The following is a 17,724-nucleotide window of genomic DNA, read 5'->3' as shown; positions in this document are numbered from 1 at the left end:
TTATATAAATTTTTGAGTTCCTAATGTGGTATGGCCCAGTTTTACCGGGTTTTTGTCTATGTCACTCTCTTCACAATCGTGAAGGGTAGCTTTGGGATATACTGAGTTCAGGTTTGCTATGATTTCAATTAACCGATCATTTGCTTCCCTAAACGCTTCTTGATTTTGGGAGTCCTGACTAAACGCTGCCAAGGTTTCTACCCAATCCATATAACTTATTTCAAATTGCCTTAATGCTTCATTTCCAACCCAACATATTTTTAATTGAATATGGGCCGGGGCTTCCTCCCTCATTTTTCTTTCAAAATATTTCCGGAAATACATGTTGTCGAAATGCCTTGGCCAATGTGGCAGAATCACCGAAACCCTGAAAGAATAAGGATCAAGTTCGCATAGACAATCACAATCGTGCAGACATACCTCCATCAATTTAAATTCACTTGTTCTCGGCCTGAGTAACAAATGTTCGATCAAATGAAGTCCTTCGGGGTCAGCACATGGATTGCTCAGTTCTGTAACAATTTCACTGATTTCTTCCAAGGCTTCTTCCTCAGTATCAAATGTCTGCGTGCTTTCCAAAATGATGATATTTTGTTTTTTGAGTTTTATTTTTTTTGTCGTATAATGATAGTTTTCAGGGTGAATGCCAAGTTCCATAACTTCCTCAAGGACTGCTTCAGCTTCGGACTTAACTTCAAATTTTTTGGAATTCAAGATGATCCCGGATCTGCTTGTCAGTGAGAAATAATGATTGCAATGAATCTCCTCACCTGCTTGGGTTTCTTCACATAGAATCTCTACATTTTTGATACAGTAAAGAAATCTCCTGTTGAAATCCTTGATTCCTGTCATGTAGCTTATTCTTTTTTCCAGACCTGAAACATTGTTAGTATCCCATAATCTTCCTTCATCCAAAGAAAAATCGGGAGTTTGTGGAAAATAATTGAATGCGAGACCTCGGGCATAACTGACTTCTGAATAGGATTTCAGCGTGCGGATTTTAATATCAATAGCTTCTTGCTGTTGAATTTTTTCTTCACTGAGATTTTCATAATTTATCCTGTACATAAGCAGCGCATAATCTTGGAAGGATTCGGCAAATCGACCAAGAAGATGATCCAAAAACCTGTTCCGTCTGTCAAAAAAATCATTCTTGTTTTCATACAATTTTTGCCATAATTCCTGACCTAAAGAATCTGAAGAATCATTTTCAATTGCCCTTTTAAGGTTTGGGTCAAAAAGGTTCTCTGTTTCCTTTATTTCCCCAAGGTATTGGGCAAAGTAAGTTTGTTTAATGTCAGAGGTGGAAAACAGATTCTTTGAATGGGAGAGTTGGGCATAGAAATCAGCAAGCAATTGTTCGAAGAACATCAGGTAGCCTTTCAGCTGTTGTTGTTGGGCTTTCCTTAGGCTGTCAGCATTGCTTGGTAAACCAAATTCACCAACACCAAATGTCATAGGAAGATCGTATTGGGCAGGCCAGTAGCTTAGGGTGTCTCTTTTGGTCCCTTTTGGAATTCCCAGGTCAAATTGATTGAGACTGAGTTTGCCACGGGAATTTTGGGCATGCAACAAAACAATCGTATCTGATACTTCCCCATAGCGGGATAAAAAGGGGAACCCCTCTTTGAAGAATATAATTTTGGTATGGTTCTTACTCAAAACCGGTTTGTGCAAGGGACTGATTTTCATGCACCATGACAAACCCGAAAATCCGGGAAGGACTTTTCCTTCTTTGTCATATTTGGTCATCAAAAAATTGCGGATGCTAAGAACTCCCTCGATGTCCATCAAAAGGTTGATGATATCAGAAGCATATACAATTTGACGAAGTTGTGCATTTTCTATTTCCTCGGTAAGGATAAATCCATAATTCAGGTTGGGTCCCTCGAAAATCTCCTCCACAGGGATTTGATCTTCCATTAATTCTTTGAGTGTATAGAAAGAAATGGGAGGATTGAGGTAGTTTTCTATGACAAAGAAGATTTCAGCCTGGATTTTTTCGATGTCTGAATGTGGTTTGACGTCTACATCAAAACAAAAAGCGATTTCCTCAGAACTTATCGGTTCCACTTTTATAAAATCTTCACATAGATTTCTATTTTCATGTAGGGTTTTTGCGGCGTTGTCGATAATGGTTTTGGCCTTGTGGATTTTTTCCAAATAGGTCTCGAAAATGAGAGTCCCAAAATCAACATCCTGGAGCATGAGCCAAATATGACTTTCCTGTATTTTTCCTTTTGTAGGGTTTTTGGGTATAGTAACCTTGAAATTCAGATCTTTTGTTTCCCCATCTTCATATTCCAAATGAAAAATGTAACTCTTGTTTTCCTCCGGGTTTTGTTGGATGGTCAAAGATTGGGGGTCCATTTTCAACATCCCACTCTCAACTTCATTTACCGAAGGGAATTCGAATTTTAGCTGAAACTCTCCCTCTTCAATTTGGACCATGGGGTTCAATTCGAAAGCTATATTTTCAAGTACTATGTCTCCTGTATTAAGATCTCCAAGTTCCGGATCAATCATCAAATCCAACAAAACGGTATATAGACCACTTAGCTTGATTTCCTGATCTGTTGGAACATACTGCAATTTATCCTCTTCACAATTGGCATAAATAGCGACTTCTTGTTTTGGATCGGTAATGATCCAAGCATTGTTAATGCCTGCAATGTCCACCAGAAGTTTTCTATAATCCGTAATTGTCCAGGGTGCTGAAGTCAGGATTTCCCGGGCTGTAAAAAATGTCTGTTCTGTCGAACCCGAAAGCAAGTCCTTCATTTCAAAATCAGATCTATAGCCTAATTCTGTAATGGCATAACAAAGTACTTCCAATATGGTAATTCCCGGATCATGCGCATTGTAATCTGTCCAGGAATCATGAGCCAAGGTCTCAATATATTTCAGGCCTTCGTTCCTTAACCATTCATAATCCATGGATGGGGGTAAAATGGGGTTTTTCGATATGGACAGATTTTCCTTCATCAACAATCACAGATTTGGATTACTTTGATTTTATGTCGCGGCTCCGGTTGATTTTCATCGAAGTGGGAAACCAATATCGATCTTCCACTTGTTGCGTTCACTTCCTCCAAGTCTGATTTTTTTTGATACACATTTCCATTATCGTCACGAATGATATGATGTAACTTTATGCAACTCATAAAATCGACATAGGGTCTTTCTTCTATGAAATTGATCAAGGTTGATTGATGGATACTTCCACCAAAAGTGATTTTGGAATTGGAATCAAATGCCCAAGGACAAAGGAATTGTTCAATTTCCATGTCAAGCAGGTTTCGATAAAACACCTCATCCATAAAATCATGAAACCGGACTTCGAAATCAGCTTGGATTTCCTCAAATCTTGGGTTGACCACGTGTAACTTAACAAATGGATTGTTAATTCTTGACAGATAAATGAAGATGTCCGTCAAAAGACCTATCGGTGTGTATGGCCTGAGGGGGTTCAAATAAGATTTGTTTTTTTGGTCGGGAATGCAGATTACGGTCACATTTCCCGGAAAATTTTCGCAAAACACTTTGGTACCAACTTCTTGATAAAAGCCACTGTGGTTGAGGCATTTTACTTTATGGATTTCGGGAAATTGTTGAAGTACCAAATGTTCATAGTCCCATATGCTTTTCGCTCTCTGTTTGTGTCTTAACCTTTCACTTACTCTTTGGTAATAGTCTGAGTCAATCTCTTTTACCTTTCCATGAAAGGAATCCAAAGGCTGTTCAATTTTTTTTATCGCACTGTCTGAATTTTTAAGCTTGGCAATACTTCCGGAAGATAGGATATTGCGGTACTCGACTTCTCCTTCCTGAACAAGCTCCACCAAAGCACCTTGTGTTTTGATGTCGATTATTTTGCAGACTGCATCAGTATTTTGGGCTACTGAAGCACGGATCCATAATAGTCCTGATTCTAACGCGGTATGTTCAAAAGAAGCTTCCTTCGGGAAATTGACTGATACAATACCCGAACTGGTGAGGTTGATGGTGCCGTCAATGATCCTGCTTTTTTCGAATTCTATCCATTTATTGTTTTTGTCCAAAAAATGCCATAAAACAGGTTCTTGGTTTTTCAATGGGTTGGAACTTCCTTCTACCAACAAGAAAAGCAATTGAACGGTCAATGGGGCTTCAGCCTTTTCGATCCCAATCAAAAGCTCCCCTTGCCGGCTAAATTGGGGAATAAGAGACAATTCGTCTGAAATGGTTTGGTGGGCATATCCAAAAGGATTCAAATGATAAAAAAAATGTCTATTTGGGTCAATGTCAACTGAGGTTATATTTTGAGATGCGCGATAGTCAATGGAAAAATTTTCCGCAATCACTTCCTCCGCTACGGGGATTGGAATATTGGTATTGACTAGAATCTGTGATAAAGTTGGAATCATTTCAATGTATTCCCCCTTAAAACCTGCTTTCTCAAATTCAAACAAAATTTGATCTGTAATGGGATTTGCGGATTTAATGGCAGAAGAAATGGAGGAAGTTCTCGTAGAGGTTCCTGGTTTTTGCTCTGGATCTGTCGGTTCTGTAATTTTTGCCCTTTCAACCATCTGATTTACATAGGTGCTTACTTTTATCATAAATTCCTTCATGCTATAATCATTTGGGACCAATTGCAGACGCAGATAGCCCTCAAAAGATGAAGCCTGTAAGATTTGATTTTGGGAAAAATCCAATGAGGCTGGTTCTAATAATGTTGACCCTGTATTTGGTTTAATTCTATACCTGCCATTTTTGATATCTTCGACAGTATAGACATTCCATTTGTTTTTGTGGAGGTAGCTACTTGTAAAAGTTACACCAACGGGAAAATTCAAAATGAGGGAATCCAGATTTTTTTGAAAAATCTCCCTACTTCCTATGTAAAAGCTTGCCCCTTTTTTTGGAAAATCCCCCCATGGCTTAAATGGTTTTGAAGAATCTATTGAACCGCCGTCACTATTGAGTGCCAAGTCCTTGACCCCTTTGACATCTACAGCCAATTTAATGGAAGAAACCTTAGAATTCATCAACTCAGAATAGGCAACACGGCTTTCTGTTTGTACCATTCTTGCAGTCAAAAGTGGGAGGGTGGTATTGAAATTGCTTTCATGGATATTTTCAGAATAGGGCAAAATGGGTTGTTCTTCCACATCCAAAATAATTCTTAAATTTAATGTTCCCTTTTCCCCATCATAAACCCCATTTACCTTTTGATTCACCCATTCTTCTTCCCCAGTCAAACCAACTTCAAAGGGAATAATGCTGGTTCTGCCGGAAAATCTGGTGGTTATGAACTTAAATTTGGTTTTTGGGGCGTCTGCAAATTGAACAAGAATATCTATGGTCCTACGTCCCTCTTTCAAAAAGAGCAAGTTTGAGGCAATAGCAAACCCTGCCTCTGAGGTAGGAGTATTCTGTTTTTTCCCAAATGCATACCAGCTTTTATCATCTCCTTCGAATTCTTCTCCATTGCCATCAAATGAATTGGCTTTTGAAAAAGACAATAAATTCTTTCCGTGAATCTGAAAAGCTTTGATGTCCGAAACGGCAGCTTGATTAAAGACTACGTTTTCAGTTAAAGCATAATGTCTTTCTTTACCCAAAACATCTTTCCCACCTTTGAACAGGGTGCCTTGGGCAAGTAAATGCTGTTGGATGTGTTTTTGAAGACCAATGACCAAATGAGCTTTATCAGGTGCCGGGCTTTGGTTTTTGAGTCTCAAAACATCTTTGTAATAAAAATCCAGGTGGCTTTTTGTATATTGGTTTATACTGTCCTGAGCATTTTTAAACAATTTCAAAAATGCCAGAAACAAAGCATAATGAGGTTCGTGCTTTGAATACTCTGAAAGTGATTTTTGCAATAATTGCTCTGATTTTGCAAGGATGGTAGAAATACCGGACAATAACAGGTTGATCTGATTATTGAAGACATTATGATTTATTAAATGACTGATTTTCTCAACAGTAACTGTTCCCGGAATCGTAATCTTTAACTTTTCATCAGTTAATTCAAAATTGGCCCAATGGATCGTCCCTTTTGAATTGATGGTCGTGATTGGGGCAGAGGGGTCAGTCTTGTTGGATAAGAGGAACAGGTCCTGATTGTCCTTTTTGGAATTATACAGTTTTGAAAACGGAGAATTGAGCTTGGTTTTTATTAAGGATCTGATCACAAGTTGATAGTCCGGTTCATCTTTCAGATAGGAACATTGCTCATCAATAGTGTAGGCGATTGAAAAAATCAGATCGAATAAGTATTTGAATTCCCTTCTGGATTCTGTTTCATCGTTAGCTGAAATGGCCAGTTTTGTTTTTTTATATAAAAGCTTGATATAATCAGAGATCTTAAAAACATCAAATGACAATAGTACAGCCAAAACATAGCTGATATCCACTTTCATCAAATCTTCCCAATGACCCTCATTATTGTTTTCCGGGTTTTTGTAATTCAAAAAGGCGGCATATCTTTTCGCAAATAGCATAAGGTCTTCCATTGACCTGTCATCAACAGGTGCAGAACCCGGTGAGAGGGATGCCAATACTCTGTTGAGTCGGTCAACTCCTTCTCGGATCAATGGATTTTTATCATTACATGCCATATAAAATTCTCTTATTTTAGGTCAGTTCCTTCATTTTTGTAAAATGGATATACAAAGTTGAAGCGGGAATTGGTTGCTCTAATTTTGTAGGTGACTGTTATAAGAATCCTTCCTTCCAGATCACCTGTATCGTTTAAATCAATTTTTTCTACTTCTATTCTTGGTTCATAATATAATATGGAGGTTCTGATCAAGTCTGTCATGTAAGTTTTGAAGGTAGTGGTGAGAGGTTCGAAAACCAGTTCATGCAAATCACAGCCATAGTCAGGTCGCATTACTCGTTCCCCCAGTTTGGTTGAAAGGAGGATTTCAAGACTGCTTTGTATATCCTCCTCGTCTTGTAGCATCTTTATTTTTGAGGAACTTCTATCAAATTGAGGAGGAAATCCCCATCCTTTTCCCAGAAATGATTGGTGCATTTTTGCCATGACACTATCCTCCTATTAATACAGTAAAACATCCTAACACGATGGTTCCTCCATGTGCTGTTGAGTCCCCCAATCTGGCAGCAGGCATTCCTCCTATCAGCACAGAACCCGAACCGGCAATAATTGTATCAGGTGGTCCGGTACAGGTGGCCATATCCCCAATTCTTGCTGCAGGTAACCCTCCGATCAAAACGGTTGCTTCACCAGCGGGTAGGATTGGACCGCCCACATGTGGGACAGTTCCTGTAACCATCGGACAGACATGCATATCGGTAATTCTTGCTGCTGGAGGCATATCTAATTGATTTTGACCAAACTTCCCTGAATATCTACCATGGCACCTTTAATTTCGGCGGTACCGTCACTTTTTACACTCATACTCCCAGAGGCCTCAAAACTGGCAGCCATATCGGCTTTGATACCAATTTCAGGAGCTGCAAGATTCAAAGCTGAACCGGCGTTAATGTTGATTTCTTTCGGAGAATCAATCGTAATTCCGCTACTGTCCATTTTTATGGAGTTTCCATTGTCGTCTTTTATATTGATTTCGCCTGCGTTATCGTCCAATGAAATTATCCTGCCACCCGGTGTTTCTATAATTATACTTTTATCTCCGTCATTGATGGTGATTTTGATTTCCGAACGGGACACATATCCTTTTTGATCATTGGAATCTTCCGGTTCAAAAGGTGTCGGGTTCGAGCTGCTGTGAAGCATCCCCAAAATGACCGGGTGGGATGAATCACCGTTCATAAATCCAATAATCACCTCATCTCCGATTTCAGGTCTGAAAAATGTCCCTCGGTTATTCCCTGCATCTAGTGTTGCAACCCTTGCCCAAATCCCTGCATCGTCTGGGTTAATTACCGGAAGGCTGACCCTGACTCTGCCTTCTCCTTTAGGATCCAATATGTCTGTGACAATACCAATTTGTAATCCTGGCATTTTTGAAAACTGACCGTTTTCTGCACTTGGGGAAAATGGATTGAATTTTTCGGAATAAAAGTCTTCGTTCCAACCTATAGTAGCTTCTGTAACCCAGTTCCCATTATTACAATTATGCTGCAAAGCTGAGACAAATGCCTTGCCGCTGAATTGATCTCCAACACCTTCCAACAAAATCCAATCTCCGGGATTTAGATCAGCTGTGCCGTAGAATTTCACTTTTCCCTTTATTTTGGAAAGTGATTGTTTTTGTTTTTTGGTATCTGCCAAAACCTGAAGGGTTTGGTTGTCCAGCATTACCGGTGTCTTGATTTTGAACTCCCGGCCATGGGAATCGGCAAGTATAGCCTCTGATATATTTCCTGGTGCAGCATTAAGGAATGGATTCCCTTCAGATTCATTGACTGATTGGTTGGCATAGTCCCAAGAAAAAGCTTTGACTGATGCTGATTGGCTACGGATATCTGATTCTGTCCTAAATGCAAGAATATTTTCCCCATAAACCAAAGTTACTTTCGGATCTTGGGATGGATCAGGTTTGAATACATTGACAGAATCACTGATATTGCAGACCATCCCATTGGAATCAATTCTGGAAAGGGCAAAGTCCCAATCCGAAACATTGGCTTGGACAAGTTGTTCATGAACACTTCCAAACGACTCAAAATCCAATTCTGTGATACCGTTTTCCTGAAATAAATTTTCTACAATGTCCTCGTCACTCAAATCATTGAAATGTCTGAAGTTTTTTGAGATGGTCATCTTCACTGATTGGTGCTTGCAGGTAAGGTTGAGGGTTGATTGCCTGCCATTTACAGTGTGGGAATTATTGATGATCTGTCCACTGAAAACTGACAGATCTGAACTGTTATATCCAAGTTGGATATCGATGCTTTTGCCAGGGTTGAACAGACCGCTGTTACCTAAAATAAAATCGGATTCGGACGCAGAACCATCAACAATCCTGAGACAGGCATAGGGGATTTTGTCCAATTCCTTGTAAACGGTGATATCCAAAACTTGCAAATTTGAAGGGATTATCTCTGTTGCAGGGGAATCAGGACCGCTGCCAAGCAGTACTTTATGGGTGACCAATTCTTTATTTAGCAGTACAGGCATGGGATTGGATTATTTTTCTATTGGAGGAAAATAAATCTTTGTTCCGGCTTGGATTTTTCTAAACCCATCGAGCTCATTGAATGATGCAATCTGAATATAAGGCTCGTCCATTTCATAGATTTTAAAAGTCAGATGGTCAAGCCTGTCTGTGGCATTGAACAACCGTTCATGCGTAATGTCGGGACTTTGCCGGTTTTCTTTGGGAGCCCTTTTTTTATCTGCGATGGTTTCTGCAAACTGACATTTTGCGATTGCTCTAATCGGTTTTCCATCAGGGGCAAACACTTTGTATTCAATATCCATCTGCTTGAGGACACATTCAAAGAGCAATTCCCCCCAATGGATCTTCAGGTAATAAGGACGGTGCCTGTCTGATTGGAAATCAATGATTTTTCTTTTGAATTCCTCTATTTGCTCAGTGACCGTAACGGGCTTTGCAAATGGATTGGCAATCCCTAGGCTCAACACTGACATGTCTTTGACGACACCGGTACCATCAAACAAGAAGTCAAATTTCAGATCCCTGGGCAAAATCCTGTTGAATTTCAGGTTGGTGGAAGATGTCCCGGGAGCTTGACTTTCATCAAATTCAAATTTATAGCTGAAATTATAGGTCGCAGGATTGATCAATGCACTGAATTTACTTTCAGGTACAGGCTGGGAAAATTCCGCATCCTTATAGGGTTCTACATATAGTTTCTCTACTTTATGGCCAAAGTCCAGCATCAGCGTTCATTTTTAAGGATTAATTTCCTGAGAACTTCTTCAGTTACTTCTTCAATTAATTCTTGTTTCAGAATTTCCACATTTTGGGATGGAGTACCCTTCTGCTGACGTTCTTCATTGTTATTGCCTACAGAAGCTCTTATAAACAGTTCTTTTATTTCAATTGGCATCACTTTAGGATTTAGAAACTGATACTTGCTGAGCCCGCAATACTACCTCCCAAAGAAAGGAGAGAGTCAACACTGATGATGTCAAAATATTGATAACTCAAGGTGATGGACTCTACGACCAAAGAACTTTTTTCCGCATCAAAATTTGAGACGGACCATTTTTTTGGAATGGCATTTACTACATACCAGGCTTGAATTGGAACGTGATGTTCATTGAGGAGGCTGATGATGATATTGACCGGTTCAAACACAAAATTTTCAAATGCATTCTTGCACCACATTAATATCCCAGACCCTATGAACATTCCCCTTTTAAGGACAATATCTGAATATTGTGCCCTTACAGGCAATTGCCAGGTAAACCTGTTTTGCCCGCCTTCTATGATGCTTTCCATATTCATTTGCATCTCAAGGCCGCTGACTTCCTGAAACCGAAAGTCATTTGGGGTCTGAGGGAACAACTGAAAAACAACTGCAAAATGAAATCCTACCGGTGGATAAGCGAACATAGTTACTCGTTTTGCATGGTAAGACCTTCATGTGCTATTTCCATGGTTTCTATGGCAGTTTCATTGCCTGTAGCATTCAGGTCCGTGGATTGGACTTTGATGGGCCAGGCATTTTTTACTTTCCATACCACCACAGGTTCGTGGGATTCGTTGAGTAAGGAAATGATCAAATCCCTTCTCTCAATGGTATTTAATGCTACTGTATTCCACCACATATAGAATTCATTGTCTCCTTGAAATATCCCTCTTTTCAAAGTGATATTTGAGAAGTTTTGCATTCCCGGCATTTTGATTTTTGAATATTCCGGACTGGCACCATCTCGGTACTCTATAAATTCGGTGGAAACTTCCAGCCCCGATACTTCACTGAATCCTATTTTTGTCCCGCCCCATTCTACAAGAAAATGAAACTTGGGAAGAGGATAATTGGCCATAATATTTTTGTTTAAAGGTTTATTGATTTATTTTTTGGTTTGATCAGGATTCCTGCATTTTGTGGGAAAAACGGAGAATGGTAAATTCTGCAGGTCTAACTGCAGCCATTCCAATCTCTACGATCAGCCTTCCTTCCAAAATATCCTGAGCCGTCATAGTCTGACCCAATCCGCATCGGACATAAAAGGCATGCTCAGGTTTGGCGCCTGCCAAAGCCCCTTGCCTCCAAAGTAAGGTGAGATAGTTTTCCAACATTGCTCTAAGTTTCACCCACGTATTTGCATCATTGGGTTCAAAAACGAACTGCATGGTAGCTTTTTTGGATGACTCTTCTACCATTATAAAAAACCTCCTCACATTGATGTACCGCCATTCATTATCATTGCCTGATAGGGTTCTTGCACCCCAAACTAAAAAACCTTTTCCTTGAAATAGGCGGATTGCATTCACTGACTTTCCGGAGGTAGGATCTATATTCATACTTCCCTGTTCTGCTTCAGTGATCCTAGCAGATAGGTCATAAACCCCATTGACTGAAACATTTGCAGGTGCCTTCCATACTCCACGTGAGGCATCTACCTTTGCATAAATGCCTGCCATTGCCGCAGCAGGTGTTAGTGTAGGAGCTAATTTTTCCCTGATTTTGGATTTACATAAATTATAGATAGCTGTTTCTGATGTCATTAAAGTGTCTAAACCAACCGCCCCTGCTGCGGTACCATCTGTAGTAATGGTGACATCTACATCTGCATCTAAGTATGCATAGTCAAAAGTGGTATTCAACCTCGGGTAGTACACAGCTCCATAATTGAGACTATCATTTTTTGTAAATGCAGTTCGGAAGGCACTTATAGTGGTAGTGGTATTGTTATTGGCAGCAGGAGTATGAACATCAATAAGTGTGAACCTATCTTGAAGGTTTGCACATTGATCAATTGCAAGAGAAACCAGGGCATAGTATTGACCTTCCGTTAAGGTATGTGGGGCATCAGGAAATACAATAATGGTAGGATCATCCTCAGCAGCACAAACATCGAGTCCATCTATATAATCTTGTTGGGCAGAAGCCTCATCTGTAGTCCCGATTGATATAATAAAACAAGGCCCACCACCATTTGAAAAATACATTCTAAGGTTGTAATACATGGTAAATGGAGATGGTGAAGCGATTGCTGCTTCTGCGGCTGTTCCTGTTATATTACCGTCTTCTATTGTGATATCTACAGCGACAGTGATACCTTGCTCATCTTCGGCGGATCCAAAATAAGTTTCATATTCTTTAAGGGAATAAATTTTAGTGGGAACTAAATTCAAGCTGTCCCCGAATTCATCTGTGTCGTTTTGGGTATAGCCAATAAATGCCGGTATGGCTGTCTCCACTTGGGCTACAGAGGGCGGAAATAGCGGGACTTCATTGATATAGACGCCCGGGGTTCTGATTGCTGATTCATTGATCTGTGACATTGGACAATTGTTTTTATGGTTGCATGTTATTTTCAGGTATTTAAATGAACCGTGAATAGATGTTCATGTTCATTGCCGTTTGCAGGTGTGTAGAATAAATTTTGGTTAGTGACATCGGTATATAGCCTATGTGTACTTGAACCTTCTGTAACAATATCAATTACCCCAAAGGTCCCTTTTAGATTCACTGGAACAGTTTCCCAAAAGGGGGGATATACATGGTGGAAGACCTTTTCCGGTTCCCTGGACTCTATTTGGCCAAGAGTTGCACTGGAAAGGTTCATTGAATTTTGGGAGGAACGGAGATTGATACGGAACCGGTACATAGTTTCTCCTCCATGTGTTTCAGGGATTTCGGTTTGTGCCAAGACTTCATCCTGTATACTGAAATGAAATCTGGCTGTAAAAATATTCGGTAACCTAAAGTAAGGGATATCGGAATCTACCCGTATCCGCAAAAAAACCAATAAAGTATCCTGCCTCATCCGGTATTGGATGTCATGTCTTTTAAAAAGTTTTTGAGTTGGCAAGTCAGGTAGGACACTCAACTTATCAGACAAAATGCCTCCCATTGCACCGGAAAAAGTATATTCAGGGTGAGTGAATCTGATGGAGAACAACTTCTCATATTTTGTGACTAACCTATCCATAGTTAGCGTGATTTGTTGTTAAAGGAAGTGTCAATGCTTTTGACTAAAGGTATTTCTGAGCCTTCTTCAACATTGTCTATATATGCCAATCGCATCTTGTAAATGACAGAGGGGATATACTTTCCCCCCATAATGCCCCAAAGTTGGTTCAACTCCTCAAAACTTGTGGAATGAAGATCAAATATGATTTTGTCAAGTGAAAAGTCGGGCAAAGAAGGGATTTGAGCAGTTGTGAATATCGGGTTACGTTGAAAAAAAGACAGTACCTGTGATATCCTCTGAAGTCCCATGACATATTCAGATTTGTTTGCGCCAATCAATAAAAATATATTCAGAAAAATCCCCGGATGTCTTGCTACTCCTCTGGGCAGGCCTGAGTTATCAAAAATCTGCCTGTTAGCAGGGTTGTTTCTCAATATGCTTTCCTGTTGGATGTTAACTACAGAGAGGACAACTCTATCAGAAATATTGGTACTCAAATCATCATTATAAGAATCTATTAAGGAAAGATTTCCCAAAACGACTTCCGGTTCAACAGAACCAAAATGCTCATTCATGAGGTCAATGACGTTATTTAAAATTTGGTCGATCATATTGGGAAATAATGAAAAATCAATTGAAACAATTATGGATATGGAAATGCGCTTAAATTGCACCTTTCCAACACTTAATTCCAAAGTTGATCATTAAAAACCGCAATAAAATCCACGAAAACCTTGATTTTAAAAACTCATGGAATTCATGGATTTTTCGTAAATGTTTTGGGTGACAGCTTCCCTGACCAGGCCGGCAGTGTTCCTAACCCCAAGCTTTTGAATTAGATGGAGTCGATGTGTTTCTACGGTGCAGAAACTGATAAAAAGTTTGTTTGCGATCTCTTGGGTGGTGTTTTCTTCAACAATCAGGTTCAGGATTTGCTTTTCTCTTTTGGTCAATGGATTGTGTCCGGATCTTTTTGATTCCAGGCCAAGCATTGTTTGGGAGAGGATTTGACTTAATATCGGGTCAATGTACTTATTGCCTTTTGAAACTTGGAACAATGCATCTTTGATACATTTTGGACTGCAATCCGGGAGGAAATAGCCTGAAATTCCTGCCTTTAAAAAACTCTTGATCAATTGCGGATCACGACTGTTGCAAAAAATAAATGTCTTTGAATTGGCCAGTTTTTTCAATTGGGATTGGCAAAAGCTTAAAGCTGTTTTGGAGTTATAAGCTCCATCGATCCAAAAAATATTTCCCTCTGAATTTACTCCGTTTTTTAGCTTGTTGATATTCTCATAGGGTATTTGTTCAATGGTCAGAAAACCAAAATTTGTAAGGACAAGATTTAATCCCTTAGCAAATAAAGTAGAATCTCCAATTATAAAGTTATTCTCCATTTCACAAAGTTTTAATTTAAAAAGAAACCAAAATCACTAATTCAGACCTTCGAAAACTGTGGGGAAAGTTGGTTGAAATTTATAAATCTGTATTACTTGCTTTAATTAGAATTATCAAAAGTCTTAGAATTTGCGAGGAGTTATAAATATAAAGATTTTACACTTAAATTAAACAATTACTATGTGAAAAATAATAGCATTTTTTTTAAAAAATTATTTTTATATAAAGAAAAGAATTTTCTCACTTTTTCATGTAAATATTGGGTTTGATCAAAGTAAACTGTTTGTTTAACAATGGCATCTTTTCAAGAAGCTTCCCAAACACCCCATCTTCATCCACAATCAAATCAGGCGTTTCTTTTTGAAAATTCTGAAAAATCTGTGCGGACTTTTCAAGGCTTGTATGGTCTTGGAGATTGATTTTTGAAAGTCTGTAATTCAAGTAGGGTGTAGCCAATGAAGCATTGTGGTAATAACCAAGGTCTTCACTTAAAACCAATATCCTTTTACCATCTGTCATGCGGTGGACCTCTGAAATTTCTATAGCATAGGAATTAATACTACCGGAGTTGATCTGAAAAAATGTCCATGTATATCCTATCATCGGAATTCCAAACACAAAAACCGCTGCCAATATTTTGATGGGGGTTCCTTTTTTGAATGCCACAAATAGAAAGGTGATGAAATATGCCAATCCTGGAATGATGACAATCAACTGATAGGGAGTTGTTCTGTTTGTCAGAAATAAAGAACCTAATGCAAAAATCAAAAATATCAGGATCAATTGAAGTTGTTTTTGCTGATTTACTGTTTGGGATTTGACAATCAATCCTACAAAGAATCCCAATGTTGTAAAAAACAATGGGACAGTAAACAGAATTGCCAAATCCCGGTAGGAGACGTGGGCATAGCTTTCAATATTCCGTGGTGAGATGATAAACTGGTCAAAAAAAGCAAAGAGTCCGTCAATCCAAAAATAATAGATAGCACAAAAGGTAATTGGAAGGAGGTAGCTTACCAAAGCCAGTATCAATTGCCTGAATGAAAAACCGCTGACCACTATGCCTGCCACCAATAAAAAGGGTAGAAAAGTAACCAATGGAAAATGAAAACAGGCCGCAATTCCGCCATAGATACCCACTAAAAGAATGGAGTCGGATCCTTCCTTTTGCAGAACAGTCTGCGAGAAAAGCTGTCCAAGGGCAAGCATAATAAAGGTACTGCCCAACAAGGCAGGGGATAAGGTGATCATATCTAAAGATAGGTGGAACAAGATCACCATTACCAAGGAGGGGATATAGGTGTTTTCCTCAAAAGATTTATATTTAATATATAGGTTATTGATATAAATTATCTGAAACAGCACCACCAAAATTGCCAGAACCTTATACATCATCACAAATTTGCCAACCAGCAAGTGGCAGATCCAATATACCCCCGAAGACAATGGACCTGTGTCATCGATGATGTCGATGTACATGTGCTTGCCATCGGCCATTCTTTCTCCTATCAATAGCCATATACCCTCGGGCTGCAGTAGAGGGACCTGTAGTATCCAGATATATACACTGCTCAGCAGCAGTAAAACAGCTATAATAACAATAAGACGGGACGGGTCGTTGATACGGAAAAAGCTCAGCAAAATCGGGATAATTCTATATGTGTTACAAACAGGACCCACGAAATTAAGTGTTCCACATTTAATTCACTAAATTTGTCACAATTAATAAAAAAATGGAAAGCAAAAGACAACAAAAATTCAACAGACTCATCCAAAAGGAAATGGGTGAAATTTTTCTAAAAGAAGGTAAGCATATCATTGGGAATGCTTTTACCACTGTTTCCAGAGTTTTGATAAGTCCTGATTTGAGTGTTGTCAGGATTCACCTCAGTTTTTTATTGGATAAAGACAAAGCTGCCTTTGAAAAGATTAAGGAGAAAAAAGGTGAACTGAGAAAGCATTTGGGAAATAGAATCGGCAAATCAGTTAGAATTATTCCGGAATTGGCTTTTTTCATGGATGAATCCGCGTCGTATGCCCAGCATATGGACAAAGTGATCAATTCCCTTGAAATCCCCGAGGATTCAGGAGAAGAAGATGAAGAAGAAGATTAATTTAATTTTTGGATAGTTGAACCTTTCGTTTTTTATAGCCTATCGATATTTCCGCAGTAAAAAGAAGCGGAATTTTATCACGATCCTATCAAGAATATCCATGATTGGTGTAGCAGTCGGTACCATGTCCCTTATCATGGTACTGTCTGTTTTTAATGGGTTGGAAGATCTGGTAAGAGGACTTTATGCATCTTTTGATGCTGAACTCAAAATTGAAGCTGCCAAAGGGAAATCTTTTTCAGTCACTGATGATTGGATATCCGGAATCCAGGTTATAGAAGGTGTGGAAGTGGTGACAGAAGTCATAGAAGACAATGCCTTATTTAAGTATAGAGACAATCAGCATTTGGCCAGGATAAAAGGTGTGTCGGATAATTATTTAGATCAGGGTCGATTCGAAGGAGGATATATTTGGGGAAATCTCGATCTTGGTACGGACACCCAGCCAAGGGCCATCATCGGGAGAGGGGTAGGTTTTTTTCTTTCAGTGGACTTGGACAATCATTTTGACCTGTTGCAGGTTTTTTATCCCAAAGCGCCAAGAAGTGCAGGTACCATAGATCCCAGCCAAATGTACAGTAGGGGAATCCTTAAGCCTGAAGCTTTTTTTAGCATAGAAAAAGAATTTGATGATAATTATATCATCGCACCACTTTCATTTGTGAGCTCTTTGCTCAATTATGGCCAAAAAAGGACAGCGCTTGAAGTGAAAGTGAAAGAAGGATATAATATCCAAAGGGTCAAAGCCAGAGTTTCGGCTTTTTTAGGGGATGAATTCCAGGTGAAAGATACTGATGAACAGCACGCCCAAATCCTAAGGACCATTAAGATCGAGAAACTTTTTGTGTTTTTGACGCTGACCTTTATCCTTGCCGTGGCTTCATTTAATATCTTCTTTTCTCTGTCCATGATGGCCATAGAAAAGAAAAGAGATACGGCAATTTTGTTTGCATTAGGAGCTAAACGGTGGATGATTCAGAAAATATATCTAAAGCAGGGTGCAATTATAGCTTTATCAGGTGCGATCATCGGACTTATAATAGGATATTTGGCCTGTTGGATCCAAGACCAATACGGATTGGTATCTTTGGGAATTGCTTCTTCGATTATTGAAAGTTATCCCGTAAAAATGGTTTGGTGGGATTTTTTGTGGACTTCGGTGTCTGTGATTACCAT

General features: G+C 39.2%; 16 protein-coding genes. 2 read left to right on the top strand and 14 right to left on the bottom strand.

Features of this window, described 5'->3' with window-relative positions; translation table 11 throughout:
• The 14 genes from ACEW8O_RS20255 to ACEW8O_RS20190 form a co-directional block, all read right to left on the bottom strand.
• Positions 1 to 2,985, bottom strand: coding sequence for a hypothetical protein (locus ACEW8O_RS20255; RefSeq protein WP_373496448.1), 2,985 nt, complete (start codon positions 2,983 to 2,985; stop codon positions 1 to 3).
• A complete protein-coding gene (locus ACEW8O_RS20250; protein WP_373496447.1) occupies positions 2,985 to 6,605 on the bottom strand; it encodes a hypothetical protein in 3,621 nt (1,206 codons plus the stop codon). Before ACEW8O_RS20250 ends, ACEW8O_RS20255 begins: the two co-directional genes overlap by 1 nt.
• 11 nt (positions 6,606 to 6,616) lie before the next feature.
• Positions 6,617 to 7,033 (bottom strand): GPW/gp25 family protein, encoded by a 417-nt coding sequence (locus ACEW8O_RS20245; protein WP_373496446.1) that lies wholly within the window; start codon positions 7,031 to 7,033, stop codon positions 6,617 to 6,619.
• A 4-nt stretch (positions 7,034 to 7,037) separates the two neighbouring features.
• On the bottom strand, positions 7,038 to 7,328 hold the full coding sequence (locus ACEW8O_RS20240; RefSeq protein WP_373496445.1) for a PAAR domain-containing protein: 291 nt from the start codon (positions 7,326 to 7,328) through the stop codon (positions 7,038 to 7,040).
• A 2-nt stretch (positions 7,329 to 7,330) separates the two neighbouring features.
• Entirely contained in the window at positions 7,331 to 9,097 is a 1,767-nt protein-coding gene (gene vgrG / locus ACEW8O_RS20235) for a type VI secretion system tip protein VgrG (RefSeq protein ID WP_373496444.1), read from the bottom strand.
• 9 nt (positions 9,098 to 9,106) lie between these two features.
• On the bottom strand, positions 9,107 to 9,823 hold the full coding sequence (locus ACEW8O_RS20230; RefSeq protein WP_373496443.1) for a LysM peptidoglycan-binding domain-containing protein: 717 nt from the start codon (positions 9,821 to 9,823) through the stop codon (positions 9,107 to 9,109).
• Positions 9,823 to 9,993 carry a DUF5908 family protein gene (locus ACEW8O_RS20225; protein ID WP_373496442.1) on the bottom strand — a complete coding sequence of 57 codons (171 nt, stop codon included), beginning with the start codon at positions 9,991 to 9,993 and terminating at the stop codon, positions 9,823 to 9,825. Before ACEW8O_RS20225 ends, ACEW8O_RS20230 begins: the two co-directional genes overlap by 1 nt.
• A gap of 11 nt (positions 9,994 to 10,004) precedes the next feature.
• A complete protein-coding gene (locus ACEW8O_RS20220; protein ID WP_373496441.1) occupies positions 10,005 to 10,502 on the bottom strand; it encodes a phage tail protein in 498 nt (165 codons plus the stop codon).
• A 2-nt stretch (positions 10,503 to 10,504) separates the two neighbouring features.
• Entirely contained in the window at positions 10,505 to 10,936 is a 432-nt protein-coding gene (locus ACEW8O_RS20215; RefSeq protein ID WP_373496440.1) for a phage tail protein, read from the bottom strand.
• A gap of 43 nt (positions 10,937 to 10,979) precedes the next feature.
• The gene (locus ACEW8O_RS20210; RefSeq protein ID WP_373496439.1) at positions 10,980 to 12,401 is read right to left on the bottom strand and encodes a phage tail sheath family protein; all 1,422 of its coding nucleotides are present in this window, start codon (positions 12,399 to 12,401) and stop codon (positions 10,980 to 10,982) included.
• Positions 12,402 to 12,433: 32 nt separating this feature from the next.
• Positions 12,434 to 13,051 carry a hypothetical protein gene (locus ACEW8O_RS20205; RefSeq protein ID WP_373496438.1) on the bottom strand — a complete coding sequence of 206 codons (618 nt, stop codon included), beginning with the start codon at positions 13,049 to 13,051 and terminating at the stop codon, positions 12,434 to 12,436.
• Between the two features lie 2 nt (positions 13,052 to 13,053).
• Complete coding sequence (locus ACEW8O_RS20200) at positions 13,054 to 13,608, bottom strand: DUF4255 domain-containing protein (protein ID WP_373496437.1); 555 nt, start codon at positions 13,606 to 13,608, stop codon at positions 13,054 to 13,056.
• A 165-nt stretch (positions 13,609 to 13,773) separates the two neighbouring features.
• On the bottom strand, positions 13,774 to 14,433 hold the full coding sequence (locus ACEW8O_RS20195) for a LuxR C-terminal-related transcriptional regulator (RefSeq protein WP_373496436.1): 660 nt from the start codon (positions 14,431 to 14,433) through the stop codon (positions 13,774 to 13,776).
• 241 nt (positions 14,434 to 14,674) lie between these two features.
• On the bottom strand, positions 14,675 to 16,075 hold the full coding sequence (locus tag ACEW8O_RS20190) for a hypothetical protein (RefSeq protein ID WP_373496435.1): 1,401 nt from the start codon (positions 16,073 to 16,075) through the stop codon (positions 14,675 to 14,677).
• A 92-nt stretch (positions 16,076 to 16,167) separates the two neighbouring features.
• Between ACEW8O_RS20190 and rbfA the strand changes: the two genes are divergently transcribed.
• Both rbfA and ACEW8O_RS20180 read left to right on the top strand, forming a co-directional pair.
• A complete protein-coding gene (gene rbfA, locus ACEW8O_RS20185; protein ID WP_373496434.1) occupies positions 16,168 to 16,548 on the top strand; it encodes a 30S ribosome-binding factor RbfA in 381 nt (126 codons plus the stop codon).
• A gap of 16 nt (positions 16,549 to 16,564) precedes the next feature.
• Positions 16,565 to 17,724: FtsX-like permease family protein (locus tag ACEW8O_RS20180; RefSeq protein ID WP_373496433.1), on the top strand; the 1,160-nt coding region annotated here is incomplete at its 3' end.

Source organism: Aquiflexum sp. (assembly GCF_041749095.1).
In the GTDB taxonomy this organism is placed as follows: Bacteria; Bacteroidota; Bacteroidia; order Cytophagales; family Cyclobacteriaceae; genus Aquiflexum.
Note: the sequence above shows the minus strand (reverse complement) of the source record. Positions and strands in the feature narration are given on the sequence as shown.